This window comes from Bradyrhizobium sp. 159 (genome assembly GCF_023073795.1).
Taxonomy (GTDB): Bacteria; Pseudomonadota; Alphaproteobacteria; order Rhizobiales; family Xanthobacteraceae; genus Bradyrhizobium.
This window is the reverse complement of sequence record NZ_JADPKE010000032.1, coordinates 82472-99728: the sequence shown is the minus strand read 5'-3', so window position 1 is coordinate 99728 and position 17257 is coordinate 82472. Positions and strand designations below refer to the sequence as shown.

Genomic DNA, 17257 nt, shown 5'->3' with positions numbered 1-17257 from the left:
TTCGCTTCCGGAGCATATGCCAAGATGCCGACGACGCGATGTCGTCAAATCACCCTCACGTCCTTGATCGATTTGGCGATCTGATTCAGCCATTCCGAGAGAGCCAAAAACTCCGCTGCGCGTGCAGCGCACCGGTCCCAGCGAGTATCGCGAGCGCTTCCGCGGATAAGGCCAAAGGGTCCTAGTGACCGGGCGTCGTCCCCACCTTGCCTCTGAACACCCGATACCCGATCGCGACATACAGCACCATCAGGGGAAAAACGAAGAGGCCCTCGCCCCAGAACATGAATGCCAGACTGGCATGAGGCGCCGCAGCCTCGTCGATCGTGATGGCAAACGGGATCATGTAAGGCCAGAAGGACAGTGCCAGCGTTCCAAACGCCGCAACGAAGATGACGGCGACGGCGGCGAACGGCCAGCGATCGTTGTGATAGAGGATGCTGCTGGCCAGCACGACCGCAGCGATGGCACCGACGGCTGGAAACACGAACAGATAGGGCCGATCGAGCCAGCGATGCATGATCGGAAGGTTCTCGATCAGAGCGTGCGCGAAGACGATGATCAGAAACGCCAGGACGGCGAGCGCCAGCCCGGGAATCTGGCGACGAGCCGTTGCACGGACGCCTAACTCGCACTTTTGCACCAGCCAGCTGGCGCCCAGAAGAGCGTAGCCCAGACACAGCCCGATGCCGCACAACACGGAGAACGAGCTCAGCCAGCCTAAAACGCCGCCGACATACTTCCCGTCGGTGAACTTCAGGCCTTGCACCAGGGCTCCAACTGTCACGCCTTGCATGAAGCTCGCAGCGAACGATCCGCCCACGAAGCTCACATCCCAGATCCAGCGAAACTGCCGCGCCGCCCTGTGGCGGAACTCGAAGGCGACGCCGCGCAGGATCAGCCCAAGCAGCATGATGATGACCGGCAGATAGAAGGCCGACAACAGCGTGGCATAGACGAGTGGAAACGCGCCCCACAGGATCACGCCGGCAACGACAAGCCAAGTCTCATTGCCATCCCAGACCGGCGCGACAGTGTCGAGCATCGTGTCGCGATCCGCCTCGCTGCCGGCGAGTGCGAACAACATGCCGACCCCGAGATCGAATCCATCGAGCAGCAGATAGATCAATATGCTAATGGCCAGAAGAGCGACCCAGAACAAAACCATCTCTATTCTCCTGCGCTCTGAATGAGTTTCGCGTCGGCGAGCGACATCGGGCGATTTGGAGAGGCGCCGTGCGACGGGTTGAAGACGAGGCGCGCCGGACCGGTCCGCAAGAGCCGATAGATGTAGAATGTGCCGAACGAGAAGATAAAGAGATAAACCGCGCCGAACAGCAGGAGCGAGGTCATCGCCGCCGGCGCCGTCAGGAACGGCGTCACGGCGTCCGCCGTCCGCAGCAATCCGTAGATCGCCCAGGGCTGTCGTCCGACCTCGGCAACATACCAGCCGGTCAGAATGGCGATGAACGGAAGCGGAAAGGTGAGAAAGATTGCCCAGAGCATGAGGCGGTTCCGGCGCAGGCGCCGCTTGATGCTCAGATAGGATCCGAACCACGCGATCGCGAGCATGATCAGCCCGCAGCCGACCATGATGCGGAACGTCACGAACGGTATCAGCACTGGCGGGCGATCCTGCGGCGCGAAATCGGCCAAGCCCACTTCTTTCGAGTTCAGGCTCGAGCTGGCGATGATGCTTCCGAGAATCGGCACCTTGATCTCGTATTTGTTGCTTTCAGTCGCCGGATCGGGCAGCCCGAGCACCACTTCGCTCGCAGGCTCCTCGTCGTGCCAGCGGCCCTCGATGGCCGCGAACTTGACCGGCTGGTGGTCGTGAACGTAGTCGCCGACCAGATGGCCGAACACGAGCTGAATGGGAATCAGGAGCGCTGCGAGGAACAGTCCCATCCGCAACATCACCCTGGACTCGGCGTAGTTGTCGCCACGCAGCACGTACCATGCACCGGTCGCGGCAACGCAAAATGTCCCCGTGAGATAGGCCGCCAGCAGCATGTGCGGAAAGCGCGACCATACGACCGAATTGAAGATGATCTTCGTCCAATCGTCCGGCACGAAGTAGCCGTTCTGGAGGACGTAGCCGACCGGCACCTGCATCCAGCTGTTGTTGACCATGATCCAGAAGGCGGACAACGTGGTCCCGAGCGACACCATCGCGATCGAGAATAAATAGAACCATGGCGGCACTCGCTTGCGTCCGAACACGAGGACTCCGAAGAAGCTGGCCTCCAGCATGAACGCCGTGAAGGTCTCGTAGGAGAGAAGCGGACCTTGGATAGGTCCCGACATCTTCGCCAGAACGCTCCAGTTTGTTCCGAACTGGAATCCCATCACGACTCCTGAGACGACTCCCATACCGAAGGCGATGCCGAAGATCTTGAGCCAGAATTCGAACAGTGCCTGATAGACGGGACGACCCGTTCGCATGTGCATGGCTTCGAGGACGGTCAGCCAGGCCGCAAGACCGATGGTGAAGGCCGGGAATATGATATGAAACGAGATCGTGAAGCCGAACTGTATCCGCGACAACAGAAGCGCCGTTGCATCCATGTGAGCTATCCTTCTCCTCACGGGCCTCGCGTTGATCCCGCCCTGGTGCAGGTAGTGGTCGCATCACCACGGCCTTTTCCGGCGCGAAGGGATTTTGCGCATTTGCACGCGGGATCCGGCCGTAGCTGCCGCATGAATCCCGTATGGCGAGCGGACTGCACGCTGCGATCGTCGGGCAGTCGGAAAAGATGAGGCGACCGGGATGGGTAAAGATCTCATATCCGTCCGCACGGGCGACCGCGATCAGCGTGATGCCGGCCTGGTCGGCGGTTTCGACTGCGAGCGAGGTCGGTGCCGAGACCGCGACGAGGACAGGCGCACCGATCCGCGCGGTCTTCTGCACCATCTCAACCGACACGCGGCTCGTCAGAAGGATCGCGCCGCCCGCACGAGCCGTGTTTTCCCGCATCAGCGCACCGGCAAGCTTGTCGAGGGCATTGTGACGGCCGACATCCTCCCGCACCAGACCGATGCCCTTGTGCGGTTGCCAAAAGGCTGCGGCATGCATGCTCCGCGTCTTCTGATTGAGCCCTTGCAGCGGCGCGAGCGCGCTCATGGCGTTCAACAGGTCGCGTGCACGAAAGGTCGCCGTGCTTGATACCTGCCGTGGCGCGGGACAGGCCTGCTCCAGGCTTTCGATGCCACATAATCCGCAGCCGACCGGACCGACCATGGCCCGTCGACGCGTCAAGAGTTCGTCCGCCCGGTATCGGTCCAACCACATTTGAACCTCGATCCCGAGGCTGCTCTCCACGATCTCGATGCTGGCGATCTCGTTGGCCTGGTCGATGATCCCTTCCGTCAAGGCAAAGCCGACTCCGAAATCCTCGAGATCGGCCGGCGTGGCCATCATCACGGCGTTGGTGGATCCGCCAAAGGTGAGCGCTATCGCCCTCTCCTCCGCCACATATCTCGATGAAAGCGTGGGATTTCCGCCGCGCCAGAAAAGCTTCGCACGCTGCTGAAGCGGACCATCGCCGATCATTGCTGCGCCTTTTCAGTTACCGTGCCCGTTCAGATAGCCACGCCCCCCGACATATGTTCCGTGCCGCGATCGCATTTTCTTGAACGCACGACGATGCTTCCGGACAATCGATTCGGGCCGCCGCGTGCGAATTCGAAAGATCACTCGATGGTCGACGACGATATCAGAGGCAAGCCCAACACAGGCCGGTAGCGCCGCGTGAATCGCGATGCACGATCTGATGATGGCCAACTCAATGCACGGAGGGTACAAGCATGACTAAGCTGGATATTGCCGGTCTCGGCAGCCGACCAGCGGCCGGCTCACTCAGTCGACCGATCCATCAGATCCTGGTGCCATTCCCGATTGCCTACTTTGCGGCGGCGTTCGCGACCGACCTGGCCTATTGGAGGACGGCCGAGGTGATGTGGTACCGGTTTTCGGTCTGGCTGATCGCGGGGGGACTCGTCATGGCCGCGCTCGTCGCGCTGGCCGCGATGGTCGATCTCTTTCGAAACCAAAGACCGGCATGGATCCGCGCATCTGCCTTCGCGGCCGCGGTCGTGCTGTCCATTTTCAATGTCCTCATCCATAGCCGGGACGGCTATACCGCGGTCGTTCCCACGGGGCTGACCCTCTCGGGTATCGTGCTCGTTGTTCTGCTTTTCGCGATCTCCCCCGGCTGGACGTTGACCCGTCGCTATCGTAGCGGAGCAAAGGCATGACCGCAGTCAGGACGAGCTTGCCCCAGGTTGCTGCCATCATGGCCGCTGTCGCCGGTTTGGGTCTGGCCGGCTGCAACGATGCCGGAGGTGATCCGAAACTGCAGATCGGCGCCAATGCCGTGCTGCCGCAACTGCATCAATACCTGCTGCCGCCGATCCGCATTGCGACACCTGTGGGCTGGGGATCCGAGACACCCAAGGTCCCGCAGGGGCTAAAGGTCCAAGCGCTTGCCACAGGGCTGCAGCATCCGCGCTCGGTTTACGTCCTGCCGAACGGGGACGTGCTGGTCGTCGAGAGCAACGGCCCGAAGGCGCCGATCTTCCGTCCCAAGGATCTGGTCACCGGCGTGGTAGAGACGCTCGCCGGCGCCAAGGCGAAGGACGCCAACCGGATCACATTGCTCCGCGACACCAATGGTGATGGCATTCCCGACGTACGGTCAGTGTTTCTGGATCACCTCAATTCTCCGTTCGGCGTCGCGCTGGTTGGTCACGATCTCTACGTTGCAAATACGGATGCGATCATGCGCTATCCGTATCAGGACGGGCAGACCAGCATCACCGCCAAAGGTACCAAGCTGACCGATCTGCCGGGTGGACCGATCGATCACCATTGGACGAAGAGCCTGCTGGCGAGCCCGGACGGATCCAAGCTTTATATCGGCGTCGGATCGAACAGCAATATTGCGGAAAACGGCATACAAGCCGAGTACGAACGCGCAGCCATCTGGGAAGTCGATCGCACCACCGGCGCTCACCGCATCTTTGCCAGCGGGACGCGCAACCCGACGGGGTTACAGTGGGAGCCGACCACCGGCAAGCTGTGGGCGATTGCCAACGAACGTGACGAGATCGGACCCGACCTGGTGCCGGACTATCTCACCTCCGTGCAGGATGGCGGGTTCTACGGCTGGCCGTACAGCTATTACGGTCAACATCTCGACCCGCGCGTTCAGCCGCAACGGCCGGATCTAGTCGCCAAAGCGATCGTGCCGGACTACGCGCTCAGCTCCCACGTGGCTCCCCTGGGGTTTGCCATGTCCTCCGGCCACAATCTTCCTGCCAACTATCAGAGCGGCGCCTTCGTCGGGGAGCACGGCAGCTGGGATCGAACGCCGCTTAATGGCTACAAGGTGGTCTTCGTACCCTTCAAGGATGGCAAGCCTTCCGGCCCAGCGCAGGACGTCGTCACTGGCTTCCTCGATGCGAACAACCACACCCATGGCCGGCCCGTCGGCCTCGCCATGGATCGTAGTGGCGCACTGCTGGTCGCCGACGACGTCGGCAATGCGGTGTGGCGCGTCTCATCGGCTGGCACGTCGGCGACGCCCAAGCCGGCCTCGTAGCGATCCTGTCATCGAATCGAATGGGATCGGCGCATCGAGCACCGATCGTGTACTCACGAAGGATAGAGGTTGACATGTCTCCGCGAAACAAACGACGCATCGCAGTTGCGACGCTATTTCTGGCGATTGGCGCATCGTGTCCGGCACTCGCCGCCCCAGCATCGATATCCCCGCGGGCTTCCGTCCAGCCCGATGCAACGGCCCGCCAATTCGAGCGTGGCGAGCTTGTCAGGTTGCGATCTGGAGGACCCATGATGACCGTATCCGCGGTCAATGACGACCAAGTCAAATGCATTTGGACGGACGATAGCGGCCAACCCGACGATGCCACCTTCCCGGCCGACGTGCTGCAGAAGTTCTAATCGATCTGTTTTGGAATCCTCCGGGAGGCGAAAATGTTGATCACTCTGGTGGCAATCCTCTGCAACGGAGCGCTCTGTCTGGAAAAGGTGGTCACCAATAGCGAGCAGTCGGGCATCACCATGAGTGCATGCGGGACCAATGCCCAGACAGGAATCGCCGATTGGCTCTCGCATGGCCCTTACAGCCAGTGGACGTTACAGGGCTACAAGTGCGTGATTGGACCGTATACTCCCAAACGTGCGGCCTAGACGTCGCGTGTATGCCAATCATTAGCTATCCACCGTCTCGTGATTGTTGGACCTTCGCCGCTTTTCGCGGTGGCCTGTCGAGAGGAACGTCCCGTGGCAACAAGGCCGACCGGTGTCGCGAATGACATGAGAGCAGGAGCAGACCCCGCTCCGCAGGCCGCAATCGAGCCCGAGCGGGCTGCGGCAATCGCCGACGTCGAAACCAGACATCTGTCACGGGAGCTGGCTGGGCGCGTGCTCGTCCAGGACGTCAGTGTACAGGTATTGGCCGGCGAGATACTCGCCATCGTCGGACCAAGCGGAGCCGGTAAATCGTCGTTCCTCCGGCTACTCAATCGTCTGGACGAGCCGACGTCCGGCACCGTCCTGCTCAAGTCGCAGGATTACCGTTCCATCACGCCACGGGAATTGCGGCGCCGGGTGGGCGTGTTGATGCAGACGGCGTATCTTTTCCCAGGCACCATCGCCGCCAACATTGCGTTTGGGCCGCGTCAACGCGGCACGATGCTGACGTCCACTCACATCGAGGGTCTTCTGGAGCGTGTCGGCTTGTCCGGATTTGGCGATCGCGACGTCAGCAACCTCTCCGGCGGCGAAGCCCAGCGCGTCGCGCTGGCGCGGACCCTTGCGAACCAGCCCGAGGTGCTGTTGCTGGACGAGCCGACCTCCGCCCTGGACGAGGCGTCGGTGCGCGGCATCGAGGAACTCGTTCTCGGCATCGTCAGGGAACGGCGAATGACGTGCCTCATCGTCACGCACAATCTCGCCCAGGCGGAGCGGCTTGCGAGGCGAACGATGGTCATGCAAGCGGGCCGGCTGGCCGCGATCGGCCCCACCGACGAGGTTCTGCATGCTGGCTGAACTCCAGAACAGTATTGGCAACGACGTGCTGACCGGCCTCGCGCAGGCCGGCGGGGCGATCGCGCTGTGCGCGGCGGTCGTCGCACTGTGTCGCTGGCAATCCGTGCATATAGAGCGTGAGGCGATCGTATCGATGGCGCGCGGCCTCGTGCAGATGATTCTGGTCGGCCTGGTACTGGCCCTGCTGTTGCATGGCCGCCTGCTGATCGGCTGCCTCATCCTGTTCATGATGGCGATCGCCGCAGCGATCACGGCCGCCCAACGTCTCAAGGGTGTGGCTGGTGCACTTCCGCTCTGTTTCTGGTCGATTGCCGCAGGTGCAGGCACCGTTATCGCCGTGATGCTGGCGATCCGCAGTCTTAAGCCGGACATTTCAATGCTCGTCCCGGTCGGCAGCATGATCATCGCCAACGCGATGAATGCGTGCGCACAGGCAATCGAGCGTCTCCGAGCCGAGCTCCTTGCCCATGTCGGCCAGATCGAGGCAGGCCTGTCGCTCGGCGCCGAGCCCGCCGTCATCGTTGCGCCCTACCTTCAGAGTGCCGTCTACGCAAGCCTTCTGCCCCGCCTCGACATGATGAAATCGCTGGGGCTGGTGTGGATCCCGGGAGTGATGGCCGGGATGGTGGTTTCCGGCGCCAGCCCGGTCTATGCTGGCATCTACCAATTCATTATCGTGGCGATGATCCTCGCCGCCTCCGGCATCACCGGTCTCGTTGCAACGGTTCTCATGCGCTCACGCGCGTTTTCCGCCGCGGCCCAACTCACGATTCGGCCGGCGGAGACAATGGCCTCGAGCCGCGCGTCTGGGCAAGCACGCTGATTAACTCATCTGTCGACAGATTCGCCGCACCACCGCGCACATCCTCGACAATCTTGCCGTCAGACAACTCTTCGTTGCCCGTGAAGGGGTCGCTCTCGTAGCGCCGTAGTGATTTGAGCCGCCTCCGAGGGACGCCACCGAACTTGCGAAAAGACCCCAAGCTGGCGACAGCATCGTGCAATTGCGAAAGGCTTCGGCTCTTTGAGAGCCCAGTTCTAGCTCGAGCAATGGCAATCCGCGAGTTGAGACGATGATCCTGCTGCCCCTCATGACCGCCTGGATGTGGTTCCAAATATTGACAGCCTCGCCGCTGCCGGCACTGGCTTTGAAATCACGCCATGCGCGTGGCTCACGAGAAGCTCGATAGCGGCTTTGGCAAGCGGACCCGCGGATTGCGCCATTTCGCTACCGTGCGCGCGACAGAACTGTCGCGCGCACGCTGCGGGAGACGCGCGGTAAGCATGACGACTGCAATGCGCGCGCAATGCCCGCCTGACGGAGCGGATTTCCCGTCCGTTGATGACACCGGCCCTAACTCACGTTCGGAACAACCACCATGAACCTTGTTCCGTTGCCTGCGATATCGAAGAGCTCGCTGGCGCTTGTCCTACTGTCGGCCGCCATTTTGATCCCGCTGACAACCGTAATTGTGCGCCTGCCCGGAGCTCATGCCGGCTCAGGAAGCGTCTCCTCCACTCAACCGGCGACGTATCTGCCGAGCATCAGCGACATGATGATCGGCACGATTCAACCCAGACACGAGCGGATATGGCGTGCCGAACAGGCTGGCGACTGGAATTTTGCCACCTACGAGCTAGGCAATCTCCGCGGTGCCTTCGGCCGACTCGGACGCGCGCATCCAATCGAAGAGGGCACCCCGTTTTCCGACATGATCGAGTCAGTTATCCAAAAGCCGATCGAGGACCTTAAGGTTGCGATCGGTCGGAGGGACGACGCCGATTTTGGCAAGGCCTATGACGAGCTCAGCGACGCCTGCAACTCCTGTCACCAGGCGCTGAACCACGGCACGATCGTGATTGGCCGACCGAGCGGCGCAGCCCAATCAGACCTGATTTTCGACAAAGCTGGACGATAGCGCCGCATCTGCCCGTTGCATCAATCATCTCTGCAACGAGTTGGTCCGTTTGCCTTGTCAAGGCAGACGATCTCGATCCGCCCTCCCGAGCCGGGATGAATGACCAGCCGGAAGCCGTGCAGCTTGATGATGGCCGCCACCAGGCTAAGTCCCAGCCCGACGCCCGGCGTGTTGCGCATCTTGTCGGAGCGGTAGAACCGCCGTAGCACGGCTTCGCGTTCCTGTTCACTGATACCCGAACCGGTATCGGTCACGCGCACGATGGTTTCCTTGTCCCCACGCAGTAGGTCCAGGCCGACCTTCCCACCCGCCGGTGTGAACTTGATGGCGTTGTCGACGAGGTTCGCCACGGCCTCGAAGAGCAGATCGCGATCACCCCAAACGTGCAGCTTGCGGTCGATGTCCACGCCAAGCTCGATGGTCTTGTCCTCGGCGATCGGCTCGTAGATGTCACATACCTCTCGTAAGATTTCATGAAGCGCAACATTGCCGAACCTGGCCGAACGCCGACTGTTCTCAATCTCCGTCAGTCGCAGGAGAGCGGTGATAATCGCGAGCGACTGATCAATGCCTCCGATCGCCTTGTCCGTGACGCTCTGAAGCTGCTCCAAGGTGGTTGCATGTGTACGCCCGCGCTCCAGGGACAATCGGGCGCGGGTCAACGGGGTTCGTAAATCGTGCGCAATATCGTTGCCGACGCCAGCGAGCGCGTTGATCATTGCTTCCATTTCATCGAGCATGCTGTTCACAATCACGGCCAATCGGGAGAACGGATCGCTGACGTTACGATGCGGGAGGCGCTCGCGGAGGTCGCCGGCGATGATGCGCTGAACCCGCTGATTGACCTCCTCCACCCGCCGTTGCGCGCGCACGCTCAGCCAGGCTCCGGCCAACAAGCAAAGGCAGAGCGCTGGCAAGAGCCCGAGCGCGAGGGCTTGCCCCACGACGCTCGATATCTCGCTTGTCTCGTCGACGTTCCGCCCCAACACGAGGACATCGCCGTTTTCCAGACGCCGACCTATCGCCCGAATCAGCGGATCGCCGCTTGGAGGTTGACCAACCGGCGCTACCCTCGCGGCCTGTGCCGCTCCATCGACCGTGAAGTCCCGCGGCAGCTCTCTGAGGTTGCCGGCAAGCCGATTGCCGGCAGGATCGAACAATCCCGCAAACTGAACGCCTCGGGAATCCTGGCCAAGGTGGTCCGAGATTGCAGCGGCGCGGCGATCCCGCGGCAGCGCTGCCATGAAATTGAGCTGTTGAGCGATCATGCGATCGGATCGCGCAATCAAGTAGCCGTCGATCTTCCAGTAGATGAAGCCGAACAGCACGATCATGAACAGGGCGAAGACAGCGGCCACCGCCGAGGCCCAGCGGAAGGTGTTCGAGCGTATGAATTGGAGCTGGCGCATCGATCCCGCCGGTTGGTGTTCGTACCTCATTCGATCGCCGGGCAACGGCGCTGGCAGCGCCTATTGCTGCGGTCGCAGAATAAACCCGGAGCCCCGGACGTTGTGGATCAACTGGGGTTCCCCAGCGCCGTCGACCTTGTGCCGCAGCCGGCCCATATGCACATCGACCAGATTGGTCGTGGCCGGGACGAACTTGTAATTCCAGACCTCTTCGAGCAACATTGCACGCGTCAGCAACTGATCACTTCGCCGCATCATGTATTCGAGCAGGCGGAATTCGCGTGGCAACAAATCGATCTTTCGCTCGCCGCGCCACGCGGTACGCTCGATCAGATCGAGTTCAAGAGGACCGACCCGCAACGTCGTCCCGCGGCTGTCCGTGGGACGACGAAGCAGGGCTTCTATTCTTGCTATGAGCTCCACGACTGCGAAGGGCTTCGTCAGGTAATCGTCTCCACCGCTTCGCAAGCCTCGCACCCGATCGTCGACGGCGCCGAGCGCGCTCAGCACCAGGACCGGAGTGCTAACCTGCTCCTTGCGCAACGCCGCGATGATTGTAAGCCCGTCCATACCGGGCAGCATGCGATCGACGATCAGGACATCGGGATGCAGCGCCCGGGCTTTGTCGAGGCCTTCAATTCCGTTTGACGCCCACTCGACCTCAAACCCAAGCTCGCTCAGCTCGCCCACGATCTCCTCGGCCGTTCCGGCGTCGTCCTCGATCAGAAGAACCTTCATCATCAGCTCGATCTCAGGTAGTCCAAACTGCTCAGCCGGTTGGCTGGAAATCATATGCTCGCTCATTGGCAAAGTCATAGGCCTCCGCTCAAATGGCCGACTTGGAGGGAGCCCGACCGCGCTATCCCACTGACTTGGCGCAGCGCCGCCCGCTCCGGCTTATCAGGTGGCCTCGGCAAGCGCGGCACGACTGTCGACAACAGACATAATCGCCCTTTCCGGGTCGTGCCATTAAATAGCAATTTAAAGAGCTTAAGGGATCGGGCGCGGACCCCATTGGTCGTCATCGCCAGGAGCCGGACGGCCCCACCTTCTACTTTTGCCTCCGCCAACACTGAAATCGATTTTAGACGACATCCTCGACCAGATGCTTACGTTCCAGAGTACGCGACTAAGAGAAAGAGCTGCCATGCTGGACAATACCCACGAACGGCGCGTGAATGGCAATCCGCAGGTTGACAGGCAGATGCCCCCCAAAATTGGATTTATCGGGCTGGGCCTGATGGGTACAGCAATGGCATCCAATCTTGCGGCCGACGGTCACAACTTGTGCGCCTATGTGCGCCGACCGGAGCGCATCAACGACCTCCACGCGCTCGGATTGACGGCAACAACGTGTCGCTCGGACTTGTTGGATAGCGACATCATCATCACCATGCTGCCGGATGACGCCGCCGTGCGGAATGTCTTCTTTGGACCATTCGGGATATCGGAGTCCCTACGGCCGGGCGCGATCCATCTGTCGATGAGCACCATCAGCACCGAGGCCTCGGCCGCATTTCTGCTCGAGCATGAACGTCGCGGTCAAGGCTACGTTGCAGCCCCCGTGTTTGGCAATCCCGACGCCGCCAGAGCCCGACAGCTGGCCATCATCATGGCGGGCAAGCCGGGGTCCTGTGAAAATTGCCGGTCCGTGACGGATTCACTAGGGCAGACTTTGGTCATCGGGACGGAACCTGCACAGGCCAATTTGGTCAAGCTGCTGGGCAACATGATGACGGCGACGGCTCTCGAGGTCCTCGGAGAAATCGTCACTGTTCTGCGCAAGCGCGGACAGGACCCTCAGCAATTTGTGGATATCATGACTGGCACGATGTTCGACAGTCGCGTCCATAAAAACTATGGCAGCCGGCTCATTGCCGGCAGCTATAAGCCGGGATTGACGATGCCTTTGGCCCTCAAGGACGTCCGCTTGGCGTTGGCCGAGGCGGAGTTGGCCGGCGCTCCAATGCCATCGGTGAGTGTCGTTCGCGACCGCCTGATCACGGGAATCGCGCGTGGCCACGGTGGGCTCGACTGGACGGCGCTCGGAATGGTGGCTTCGGAGGAAGCGGGACTTTAGACCCGTCGGTCGTGCAACAAGGTACGACCGCCTTAACGCTAACGCGGGGCATTAACGAAGCGCAGCACGGACACCTCTCTCCTCCCCTTTGCGAACTGCGATCATGAAGTGCTTTGCGCACTCACTTGCCGCCTTCACAAAATGAACCTGGTGAGCGTTGAAGCTAACGTTCGCACGCGCGATTGCGCGCGGCGCGATAGAACGGTTTCGCAATGGCGCGTACGGCTGCCGTCCCGTTCCTTACACTCCTGACTCACGCTCCATTGAAGCCCCGTGAACATTTCGTGCGTTTGGCCGATCCGTGAGCACCGCATCTGCTGAGACGGGCCACCCCCTTGACCTCGGCCCTGCTGTTTTTCAACGGAGAAGCTCGATGACGTATCTCAAACTGCTCTCGACTGGACTCATCGCGGTGGCAATGCTCGCAACGCCGGCCATGGCTCGCGAAAGCGGCGTCGCCTCCCGGCGGGCCGCCATGGAAGCGAATGCCGCCGCACCAGAAGCGCCGTTCTATTCCGGTAACCGTGCCTGCGTTCAGCCGCCACGCGTCGGCGCATTTGCGACGGCACCGTGGACCGGCAATAACGTCCCCTGCGAACCGGGCACAGGCGCGTTCTAATCTGCGTACTGCGGGTTTCGGCTGAATCGACTGCTCTTCTTGCGCCTTGGCGCTTGTGGCCCTTTGTCGATCAGCGCACAGACGAAAACGGGCTGGATTCCGTTCCAGCCCGTTTTTTATTGCTCGTTCTCTCCGGCTCGGAGCGTCAAGCGACGTATCGCCTTGGTTCTCTGAATTTCTCAACTTGCCGCGAGTGGACAGTACTCCAGTCTTTGTGAAGGCGATTTGAATGGCGCAGCTGTCGGGCGTCCCTACTCTTTCAAGCATCGCGAAAGCCTGGCCACGCAACCACGTACGGATGCCGCGCTGACCAGTGAACATTCAAATACAAGGAGTATTCTGATGAAACGAGTGATGATGATCCTGGCTTCGGCTGCGCTTGCCTCCGCACTGGCTGTCGGCGCGGCGGATGCACGCGGCGGCGGCGGAGGAGGTGGTGGTGGCGGTCACGGCGGAGGTTTCGGCGGTGGCGGACACATGGGCGGTTTCGGAGGAGGTGCGCACGTGGGCGGCTTCGGCGGAGGCGTTCATGTCGGCGGCATGGCAATGCATGGCGACATGGGTCGGATCGGTGGCGATCATCTCGGCCTTGGCGATCATCCCCATCCGTATGGCGCGGGTATCCATGACCACGCCATGAATCACTACGGCAGATACCGGCCGGGTTACGGTTACTATTATGGCGACCCGGACTGCTACGATTGGTACGCCTTGCATCCCGATCAGCCGTTACCGCTAAGCTGCAGCTAGAGACCTGGAGCTCCCTGCTATCGGTCCGGATCCGCTTGCGTCGTCCGACCGATGGCAGCCCCAATCGGGGCGTCAATTCAAAGTGACGAATCTGAAGTCCAATTTAATAGCGACGCATCGCCAGCGGCAATACCTCAGACCCATCAAGTTCGCCCACTCAACGCCGCCGGTGCGCAGTAGCAGCCACGATGTCCAGAGACGGGCAGGCGTCCGATCAGAGCAGATTGGTTCGCGCGACCATCCCCCGCGTCGTCTCATGCAATCGGATGGGCGCAGACAAAACAGGAGTAAGCATGAAGTTCGCCCCGAACAAGAACATGGAATTCATCGACATTCCCGGTACATCCATCCGCGCATCTCGCATTGCACTCGGGACGTGGGCGATCGGTGGCTGGATGTGGGGCGGAACCGACGAACGCGATGCGATCAGGACAATCCAGGAAGCGCTCGATCGCGGAATCAATCTCATCGATACAGCGCCCGTCTACGGATTCGGCCGCTCGGAAGAAATTGTCGGAAAGGCCCTCGCCGACGGTCGCCGCCGGAACGCCATCATCGCCACAAAGGTCGGGCTCGACTGGAGGAACGGCCAACCGTTCCGCAACGCGCGCAAGGCCCGCATCATCGAGGAAGCCGAGAGCTCTTTGCGCCGGCTTCGGACAGATGTCATCGATCTTTATCAGGTGCACTGGCCCGATCCCCTGACACCGATCGCCGAGACTGCCGAGGCGGTCAGCGCGCTGCACCGCGACGGCAAAATTCGGGCGGTCGGCGTCAGCAATTTCAGCCCGGCGCAAATGAATGAATTCCGCAAGGTCGCGCCACTTCATACGGCTCAGCCGCCCTACAATCTGTTCGAACGCGCGATCGAGCAGGAGGTGCTCCCCTATTGCCAGGAGAAGAAGATCGCGCTGCTCGCTTACGGCTCGCTGTGCCGAGGCCTCTTGTCCGGCAGCATGTCCACATCGAGCCGTTTCACCGGCGACGACCTGCGAAAGAGCGATCCGAAATTTCAATCACCACGCTTCCAGCAATATCTCGACGCCGTTGTGCGGCTCGACCAGTTCGCACGGGAACGCTTCAACAGAGGAGTGATCCATCTGGCGGTACGCTGGGTACTCGATCGCGGCGAGTTGAACATTGCGTTGTGGGGTGCTCGACGCGCGGAGCAAATCTCTCCGATCACGGACGTGCTCGGCTGGCGAATCGATGATGCCGCCATGGCCGAAATCGACCGAATTCTTCAGGAGATGATCAAGGATCCCGTCGGTCCCGAGTTCATGGCGCCTCCGGATCGGGAGGCGGCATGATGGACACACGATCAACAATCCAAATCGTAAGCCGCGAGCGATTCGACGCGGCGACGGCGCAGACATCGGGCTCCCATCGCTTCGCCGCGATCGGACCATCGCTGGGCATCACGTCGACCATCTGGGGTGGCCTTTTCGAAGTGGAGCCGGGTGCACGAACCGGAGTCCACCATCACGGCGAACAGGACACGATCGCATTCGTCCTGTCAGGCCGTTGCGAAGTCCGCTGGGGCGACAGGGGTGAGTTCTCTGCACGCGCGAAGGCTGGCGACTTCATCCACGTTCCTGCGTTTCTTCCCCATATGGAGATCAATCCCTCCCAGCTTCTTCCTTTCCGGTGGGTCGTGGTGCGCAGCACGCCTGTGCCTATCGTCGTCAATCTGCCGGACGCGACCTGGCCATGAGCTGAGGCGACCTAACCCCCACATCTTTGATTTACCCTGCAAACGCGGAACAGACATGGACGATACACACGCCACTTTTCCAACCGTGGAGGTCACGCGCCGCACGGTCATCGAGACCGGCACCACCGCGCTCCTGTTGAGTAGCCTTCCACGAGGCGCGCTTGCCGGCACCGATCAGGTTGATCCCTCGGCTACGACGATCGCACTTCGGGTCAACGGCCATCTGCACAATCTTGCGCTCGACCCCCGTACAACCTTGCTGGACGCCTTGCGCGAGCACCTGGCGCTCACCGGCTCGAAGAAGGGATGCGATCACGGCCAGTGCGGCGCGTGCACCGTTCTGGTCGAAGGACGCCGCATCAATTCATGCCTTACGCTCGCGGTCATGCACGATGGTCAATCGATAGCCACCGTTGAAGGACTTGCTTTCGGCGAAGCTCTGCATCCCATGCAGACCGCGTTAGTCGAGCATGACGGGTTTCAGTGCGGCTACTGCACTTCAGGCCAGATCTGCTCAGCAGTCGGCATGCTCGCCGAAAGTCGCGAGGGTGTGCCGAGTTATGTGACCGCGGATCTCACCCATCCGGCGGCGGAGCTCAGCGACGATGAAATTCGTGAGCGGATGAGCGGTAATATCTGCCGCTGCGCCGCCTACCCGAACATTGTCGCGGCGATCAAGCAGGCAATGGGAGAACAGACATGAAAGCCTTCTCCTATGGGCGCGCGCAATCGGTCATGGACGCAGCTATCGCGGCGAGCAAGCCCGGCGTCAAGTTCATTGCCGGCGGCACCAACCTGCTCGATCTCATGAAGTTGCAGGTGGAGACGCCATCGACCCTGGTCGACATCAACCGGCTGCCGCTCGGCAAGATCGAAGAGACCTCGGAAGGCGGCTTGCGTATCGGCGCGTTGGTCCGCAACACCGACCTTGCGGCAGATGTGCGGGTGCGGCAGCACTACGGCGTGCTAAGCCGTGCCCTGCTCGCCGGCGCGAGCGCGCAATTGCGCAACAAGGCGACGACCGCCGGCAATCTGCTGCAGCGGACGCGCTGCTACTACTTCTACGACGTCACAAAGCCCTGCAACAAGCGTGTCCCCGGCTCGGGCTGTTCAGCGCTCGCCGGCTTCAACCGCATCCATGCGATCCTGGGCGGGAGCGAGGCGTGCATCGCGACCCATCCGTCGGATATGGCCGTTGCCATGCGCGCACTCGATGCAAAGGTCGAGACGATCGACCACGAAGGCAGAATCCGCACGATCCCGATCGCGGACTTCCACCGGCTCCCGGGCCATACGCCGGATATCGAATCGGAATTGGCTTCCGGCGAGATCGTCACGGCCGTCACGTTGCCTCCGCCGCTTCCGGGCGTTCAGGTCTACCGGAAGGTGCGCGACCGCGCCTCCTATGCTTTTGCGCTGGTTTCAGTGGCCGCTATCGTCGACAGCGTGGGCGGTCGCATCCGGTCGGCCCGTCTTGCCTTCGGTGGTCTCGCGCCCCGGCCGTGGCGCATCGCCGCTGCCGAAAAAGGTCTCACCAATGCGGCTGCCGACGCCAGGGCTTTCGGAGCAGCCGCGGACGCGGTTCTGGAAGGTGCGCGAGGATATGGCTCCAATGATTTCAAGATCCCGCTGACCCGCCGCACCCTGCATGCCGTGCTCGGCGAAATCACCCGCACCTGAGAGAACATTAA

Annotated in this window: 19 protein-coding genes and 1 pseudogene; 14 read left to right on the top strand and 6 right to left on the bottom strand. The window is 61.4% G+C overall.

Annotation, left to right across the window (positions count from 1 at the left end; genetic code table 11):
* Positions 1-181: 181 nt before the first annotated feature.
* The 3 genes and pseudogenes from cydB to fdhD form a co-directional block, all read right to left on the bottom strand.
* Complete coding sequence (gene cydB / locus IVA96_RS07535; protein ID WP_247416531.1) at positions 182-1168, bottom strand: cytochrome d ubiquinol oxidase subunit II; 987 nt, start codon at positions 1166-1168, stop codon at positions 182-184.
* A gap of 2 nt (positions 1169-1170) precedes the next feature.
* On the bottom strand, positions 1171-2568 hold the full coding sequence (locus tag IVA96_RS07530; RefSeq protein WP_247416528.1) for a cytochrome ubiquinol oxidase subunit I: 1398 nt from the start codon (positions 2566-2568) through the stop codon (positions 1171-1173).
* Positions 2569-2818: 250 nt separating this feature from the next.
* Positions 2819-3418, bottom strand: a pseudogene (fdhD, locus tag IVA96_RS07525) (formate dehydrogenase accessory sulfurtransferase FdhD); the annotation flags it as partial.
* Between fdhD and IVA96_RS35750 the strand changes: the two are divergent.
* From IVA96_RS35750 to IVA96_RS07490, 8 genes are all read left to right on the top strand, one after another.
* Positions 3330-3533 (top strand): hypothetical protein, encoded by a 204-nt coding sequence (locus tag IVA96_RS35750; protein ID WP_346347890.1) that lies wholly within the window; start codon positions 3330-3332, stop codon positions 3531-3533. The pseudogene fdhD and the gene IVA96_RS35750 overlap by 89 nt on opposite strands.
* A gap of 274 nt (positions 3534-3807) precedes the next feature.
* Positions 3808-4257 (top strand): DUF2231 domain-containing protein, encoded by a 450-nt coding sequence (locus IVA96_RS07520; RefSeq protein WP_247416526.1) that lies wholly within the window; start codon positions 3808-3810, stop codon positions 4255-4257.
* On the top strand, positions 4254-5603 hold the full coding sequence (locus tag IVA96_RS07515) for a sorbosone dehydrogenase family protein (RefSeq protein WP_247416525.1): 1350 nt from the start codon (positions 4254-4256) through the stop codon (positions 5601-5603). Before IVA96_RS07520 ends, IVA96_RS07515 begins: the two co-directional genes overlap by 4 nt.
* A 20-nt stretch (positions 5604-5623) precedes the next feature.
* A complete protein-coding gene (locus IVA96_RS35565) occupies positions 5624-5965 on the top strand; it encodes a DUF2158 domain-containing protein (RefSeq protein ID WP_346347893.1) in 342 nt (113 codons plus the stop codon).
* Positions 5966-5998: 33 nt separating this feature from the next.
* Entirely contained in the window at positions 5999-6214 is a 216-nt protein-coding gene (locus IVA96_RS07505; protein ID WP_247416520.1) for a hypothetical protein, read from the top strand.
* Positions 6215-6448: 234 nt separating this feature from the next.
* Positions 6449-7075, top strand: coding sequence for a phosphate ABC transporter ATP-binding protein (locus tag IVA96_RS07500; RefSeq protein ID WP_247416518.1), 627 nt, complete (start codon positions 6449-6451; stop codon positions 7073-7075).
* Entirely contained in the window at positions 7065-7898 is an 834-nt protein-coding gene (locus IVA96_RS07495) for an ABC transporter permease (protein WP_247416516.1), read from the top strand. Before IVA96_RS07500 ends, IVA96_RS07495 begins: the two co-directional genes overlap by 11 nt.
* Before the next feature lie 556 nt (positions 7899-8454).
* The gene (locus tag IVA96_RS07490; protein WP_247416515.1) at positions 8455-8994 is read left to right on the top strand and encodes a cytochrome family protein; all 540 of its coding nucleotides are present in this window, start codon (positions 8455-8457) and stop codon (positions 8992-8994) included.
* Between the two features lie 20 nt (positions 8995-9014).
* Here the strand turns inward: IVA96_RS07490 and IVA96_RS07485 are convergent, their stop codons facing one another.
* Both IVA96_RS07485 and IVA96_RS07480 read right to left on the bottom strand, forming a co-directional pair.
* A complete protein-coding gene (locus IVA96_RS07485; protein ID WP_247416512.1) occupies positions 9015-10403 on the bottom strand; it encodes an ATP-binding protein in 1389 nt (462 codons plus the stop codon).
* A gap of 60 nt (positions 10404-10463) precedes the next feature.
* A complete protein-coding gene (locus IVA96_RS07480) occupies positions 10464-11144 on the bottom strand; it encodes a response regulator transcription factor (protein ID WP_275975194.1) in 681 nt (226 codons plus the stop codon).
* A 406-nt stretch (positions 11145-11550) separates the two neighbouring features.
* Between IVA96_RS07480 and IVA96_RS07475 the strand changes: the two genes are divergently transcribed.
* Together IVA96_RS07475 and IVA96_RS07470 are read left to right on the top strand one after the other, a co-directional pair.
* A complete protein-coding gene (locus tag IVA96_RS07475; protein ID WP_247416510.1) occupies positions 11551-12483 on the top strand; it encodes an NAD(P)-dependent oxidoreductase in 933 nt (310 codons plus the stop codon).
* Between the two features lie 373 nt (positions 12484-12856).
* Positions 12857-13102 (top strand): hypothetical protein, encoded by a 246-nt coding sequence (locus IVA96_RS07470; RefSeq protein ID WP_247416507.1) that lies wholly within the window; start codon positions 12857-12859, stop codon positions 13100-13102.
* A gap of 321 nt (positions 13103-13423) precedes the next feature.
* On the opposite strand, the gene IVA96_RS07465 is transcribed toward IVA96_RS07470, so the two are convergent.
* On the bottom strand, positions 13424-13729 hold the full coding sequence (locus tag IVA96_RS07465; RefSeq protein ID WP_247416504.1) for a hypothetical protein: 306 nt from the start codon (positions 13727-13729) through the stop codon (positions 13424-13426).
* Positions 13730-14145: 416 nt separating this feature from the next.
* Between IVA96_RS07465 and IVA96_RS07460 the strand changes: the two genes are divergently transcribed.
* Genes IVA96_RS07460 through IVA96_RS07445 form a run of 4 tightly spaced genes read left to right on the top strand, consistent with a single transcriptional unit; the run spans position 14146 to position 17246 of the window.
* Positions 14146-15162: an aldo/keto reductase gene (locus tag IVA96_RS07460; RefSeq protein ID WP_275975192.1), complete on the top strand. Its 1017-nt coding sequence runs from the start codon at positions 14146-14148 to the stop codon at positions 15160-15162.
* Positions 15159-15566, top strand: coding sequence for a cupin domain-containing protein (locus IVA96_RS07455; RefSeq protein ID WP_247416501.1), 408 nt, complete (start codon positions 15159-15161; stop codon positions 15564-15566). Before IVA96_RS07460 ends, IVA96_RS07455 begins: the two co-directional genes overlap by 4 nt.
* 55 nt (positions 15567-15621) lie before the next feature.
* Positions 15622-16269: a 2Fe-2S iron-sulfur cluster-binding protein gene (locus IVA96_RS07450; RefSeq protein WP_247416498.1), complete on the top strand. Its 648-nt coding sequence runs from the start codon at positions 15622-15624 to the stop codon at positions 16267-16269.
* A complete protein-coding gene (locus IVA96_RS07445) occupies positions 16266-17246 on the top strand; it encodes a xanthine dehydrogenase family protein subunit M (RefSeq protein WP_247416496.1) in 981 nt (326 codons plus the stop codon). The genes IVA96_RS07450 and IVA96_RS07445 overlap by 4 nt, the downstream gene beginning before the upstream one ends.
* Positions 17247-17257 lie beyond the last annotated feature (11 nt).

Coding starts and splice junctions, on each gene's coding strand:
- IVA96_RS07505 (WP_247416520.1), top strand. CDS start 5,999: ATGTTGATCACTCTGGTGGCAATCCTCTGCAACGGAGCGCTCTGTCTG.
- IVA96_RS07475 (WP_247416510.1), top strand. CDS start 11,551: ATGCTGGACAATACCCACGAACGGCGCGTGAATGGCAATCCGCAGGTT.
- cydB (WP_247416531.1), bottom strand. CDS start 1,168: ATGGTTTTGTTCTGGGTCGCTCTTCTGGCCATTAGCATATTGATCTAT.
- IVA96_RS07445 (WP_247416496.1), top strand. CDS start 16,266: ATGAAAGCCTTCTCCTATGGGCGCGCGCAATCGGTCATGGACGCAGCT.
- IVA96_RS07485 (WP_247416512.1), bottom strand. CDS start 10,403: ATGCGCCAGCTCCAATTCATACGCTCGAACACCTTCCGCTGGGCCTCG.
- IVA96_RS07480 (WP_275975194.1), bottom strand. CDS start 11,144: ATGATGAAGGTTCTTCTGATCGAGGACGACGCCGGAACGGCCGAGGAG.
- IVA96_RS07520 (WP_247416526.1), top strand. CDS start 3,808: ATGACTAAGCTGGATATTGCCGGTCTCGGCAGCCGACCAGCGGCCGGC.
- IVA96_RS07465 (WP_247416504.1), bottom strand. CDS start 13,729: ATGGATACCCGCGCCATACGGATGGGGATGATCGCCAAGGCCGAGATG.
- IVA96_RS07470 (WP_247416507.1), top strand. CDS start 12,857: ATGACGTATCTCAAACTGCTCTCGACTGGACTCATCGCGGTGGCAATG.
- IVA96_RS07450 (WP_247416498.1), top strand. CDS start 15,622: ATGGACGATACACACGCCACTTTTCCAACCGTGGAGGTCACGCGCCGC.
- IVA96_RS07455 (WP_247416501.1), top strand. CDS start 15,159: ATGATGGACACACGATCAACAATCCAAATCGTAAGCCGCGAGCGATTC.
- IVA96_RS35750 (WP_346347890.1), top strand. CDS start 3,330: ATGCTGGCGATCTCGTTGGCCTGGTCGATGATCCCTTCCGTCAAGGCA.
- IVA96_RS07515 (WP_247416525.1), top strand. CDS start 4,254: ATGACCGCAGTCAGGACGAGCTTGCCCCAGGTTGCTGCCATCATGGCC.
- IVA96_RS35565 (WP_346347893.1), top strand. CDS start 5,624: ATGGGATCGGCGCATCGAGCACCGATCGTGTACTCACGAAGGATAGAG.
- IVA96_RS07490 (WP_247416515.1), top strand. CDS start 8,455: ATGAACCTTGTTCCGTTGCCTGCGATATCGAAGAGCTCGCTGGCGCTT.
- IVA96_RS07495 (WP_247416516.1), top strand. CDS start 7,065: ATGCTGGCTGAACTCCAGAACAGTATTGGCAACGACGTGCTGACCGGC.
- IVA96_RS07530 (WP_247416528.1), bottom strand. CDS start 2,568: ATGGATGCAACGGCGCTTCTGTTGTCGCGGATACAGTTCGGCTTCACG.
- IVA96_RS07460 (WP_275975192.1), top strand. CDS start 14,146: ATGAAGTTCGCCCCGAACAAGAACATGGAATTCATCGACATTCCCGGT.